General features: G+C 57.4%; 4 protein-coding genes. All 4 read left to right on the top strand.

Annotated features, from left to right (window positions below; genetic code table 11):
- A partial coding sequence (locus tag HQL65_20505) for a hypothetical protein (GenBank protein MBF0138616.1) occupies positions 1-185 on the top strand: 185 nt, incomplete at its 5' end.
- A 51-nt stretch (positions 186-236) separates the two neighbouring features.
- Positions 237-1,325 (top strand): PD-(D/E)XK nuclease-like domain-containing protein, encoded by a 1,089-nt coding sequence (locus tag HQL65_20500; GenBank protein MBF0138615.1) that lies wholly within the window; start codon positions 237-239, stop codon positions 1,323-1,325.
- A 5-nt stretch (positions 1,326-1,330) separates the two neighbouring features.
- Positions 1,331-2,602 (top strand): AAA family ATPase, encoded by a 1,272-nt coding sequence (locus tag HQL65_20495; GenBank protein MBF0138614.1) that lies wholly within the window; start codon positions 1,331-1,333, stop codon positions 2,600-2,602.
- A 16-nt stretch (positions 2,603-2,618) separates the two neighbouring features.
- The coding region (locus HQL65_20490; protein ID MBF0138613.1) for an AAA family ATPase at positions 2,619-3,083 on the top strand (465 nt) is incomplete at its 3' end.

Genomic DNA, 3,083 nt, shown 5'->3' with positions numbered 1-3,083 from the left:
TTGGTTTGTTGCCCCAGAGCCTTTTTGCCCTGGCCATGCGCCTGATCGAGGAGAGTGCTGCCGAGATCGCCCGTTCGATAAAGATGTCCCAGAGAACAATCCATTATGCAATCAAGAGAATGTGCCGCATTTCGATCCGCTACGGGTTCATGGGCGAGCATTTTTCCAATCGCCCAACCGCCTGAAGCAATCCACGGGGAAAACAAAGCAATATCGTACACAAGGGAGAATGAAGCATGTCAATCACGAAAAAAACATACAGCAGCAACGAGGCAGGGCTGATCCCAAACGGCGTCTATTTAAACCTGCCAGCCGAGCAATACCACGCTGATCCATCGCTGTCCGCCAGCGGCATCAAGGCCATGGGGGCCAGCCCACTGACCTATTGGCACCAATATCTGGATCCCAATCGGGTGGATGAATCCAGCACACCAGCCAAGGTGTTGGGCCAAGCGATTCATAAGATCGTCCTGGAGGGGGCTGATGCCTTCAACCGCAAGTATCTGGCAGAAGCACGTCCCGAAGACTACCCCGGCTGTCTGCAGGGTGTCGAGGCTCTTCGGGAAAAGTGCGGGGAACTCGGTCTGAAGAAGTCCGGCACTCTGGAGGAGATGTCATATCGCATCCTTGATGTGGAGCCCAGTTGCCTGCTCTGGCCAGTGATCAAGAGTGCCTTTCAGGAGGAGGTGGCTGCCGGGGACAGAGAGGTTTTGTCCAAGGATTTCTACCAACAGTGCCTGCGGGCCAAGGAGGCCATCCACTCCAACGACGACGCAAACGCCGCCTTCACGGGTGGGTTGCCGGAGGTGTCGGTGTTCTGGACAACCGAGGATGGGGTGCCGATGAAGTCGCGGTTCGATTACTTGAAGCCGCAGGCCATCATCGACTTGAAGACGTTCAGCAACCAAAACGGGGTGCCCGTTGACTCGGCGGTGGTTTATGCGGTCTCCCGGTACCAGTACCACCTCCAGGCCTACGTCTACATGCAGGCGGCCAAAGCGGCCAAAGAGCTGATCCTGAAGGGGCTTGTTTATGGCGACGACACCCGTGCTCTCCAGCAATTTGCCAGGGTGACGGAGGATCCCCGTTTCTTCTTCGTCTTCTTGGAAACCGGCCCCGCCATGAATGTGCTGGTGCGTGAATTCGTACAGTCGCGGGGCAACATAGAGTCATTGGTGTGGTCGGCGGGCGGGCTGATCGCCACGCGAGCCATCGCGCTTTGGAAAGCGTGCATGCAGCAATTCGGTCCGGACAAACCCTGGGCCACCAATCAACCGGTTCGTCCTTTCATGGACGAGGAATTTCCTCTTTGGGCAGTGGAGTGACTTCAATGGCATTCAATATCGAGAAAGCAGTTCGCAAAAGAATCCCAGGACTTTTCATGTTCTGGGGGCCCTCGGCATCGGGAAAAACCTATTCCGCCCTGCGGTTCGCACGGGGTCTGGTCGGCGAAACAGGCCGGATCTGTGTGATTGACACTGAAAACAGGCGGGCTTTGCTGTACGCCGAAACACCCACGCAGCCTGGTGTTGGCGGTGCGTGGGATTATGTGGATTTTCAACCTGATTTTACCACGCAGCGGTATATCGAAGTCATCAGGCAGGTTGAGCAGGCCGGTTACGACTGCGTCGTGATCGACAGCTTTTCCCATGTCTGGCAGGGAGAAGGCGGGGTTTTGGATGAGGCGGACAGGAATACGTCCAATGGTTTGGCAAAGTGGGCCAAGCCCAAGATGGCACTGAAGCGTCTGGTGAATGTTGCACTGCGCTCAAAATGCCATGTTGTTTTCTGTCTGCGCGCCAAGATGGGGGTGAAGTCGACTGGTCGAGGCAAGGAAATGGAGATTCTTTCCACCGGTCTGACGCCAGTCATGGAGAAAGGCCTCATCTACGAGATGTTGATCTCGATTCTGTTCGGCCATGACCACAAGCCGATGTTCAAGGCTCTCGACGACCGGGCGTTCATCGATCCGCACATCCCCGCCGTTAAGGCGCCGGCTGGATTGATTGAGTTTATCCGTCCAGGAGAGTTTGTTACCGAGGCGACTGGCGATGCCGTCAGGCAATGGCTCGAAGGTGGACACCGTGACGTGATTGATGAGGCCCGGCGGATTGCTTCCAGAGGGACGATTGTTTTCCGTGAACATTGGAAAACCTGGGGCCAATCAGACCGGGAAGCAATCAGTCCGTTCATACCGGAACTCCAGCAAATCTCTGCCCGCGCAGACGAGGAAATTGCCAGGGAAAGTGATCCTAAAACCTGGGAGGAACAAACCACAGACGAGTCTGCGCCTGATTCTGGATCCGGCAGCAATGAGGCTGACAATGCATTGTCTGGAGGGTTTGATGGCATTCCTGCTCAAGGTCGGTTGCAGGAATCTGCCATCCAGCCCCCGGCCCAGTCCCATGCACAGCTCCCGGCCTATCAGCCCCTGGCACAGGCCCCGGTCTACCAACCCCCCGCTCCGGCAGTGGCACAGTCAGTCCAACAACCGGCTCCTGTGACACGGCCACCAGCCGTGAGTCTGCCGCCACGGGGGGCCGCTGCACCACAGACGGCGCCCAGTCCGGCATTTGTTCCAAGTGGCACCAACCCCTTCTGATTTGATGGAGAGCACCGTGGAAAAGACACTTACGATCTCAATTGAAAACTTTGGTGGAATTGAAGCCGCCATCATGGACATAAACCCCGGCTTGACGTTGTTGGCTGGGGCCAACGGGGCAGGCAAGACGACGGTCCTGCGCGCCTTGGCCGCTTGCATCCGGTCGGACACGGTGATGCCGATCCTGCTGGACGATGGCAAGGAGGCATTGCTCAAAAAGGAGTCTCACCTGTTGGTGCGGGGCAAGTCCGGGTCGGTGACTCTCACCGGGGAGCAGGGTATGCGCCGGGTGACATGGCCGGCCAATACAGCCAAAGGCACCGGCCCATTCCCCGGTCAGGTGGCACCATCCCGTATGGCCCTGGGGCTGATCGACTGGATGGCAATTCCGCAGGCGGCCAGGATCAAAGTGCTGCAGGAAACCGCTGCCAAGGATCCAACCCTTTCTGCCGTGATCAGCCGGGAAGATCTGGATCGGGCG

This window comes from Magnetococcales bacterium (assembly GCA_015228935.1).
Lineage (GTDB): Bacteria > Pseudomonadota > Magnetococcia > Magnetococcales > DC0425bin3 > HA3dbin3.
Note: the sequence above shows the minus strand (reverse complement) of the source record. Positions and strands in the feature narration are given on the sequence as shown.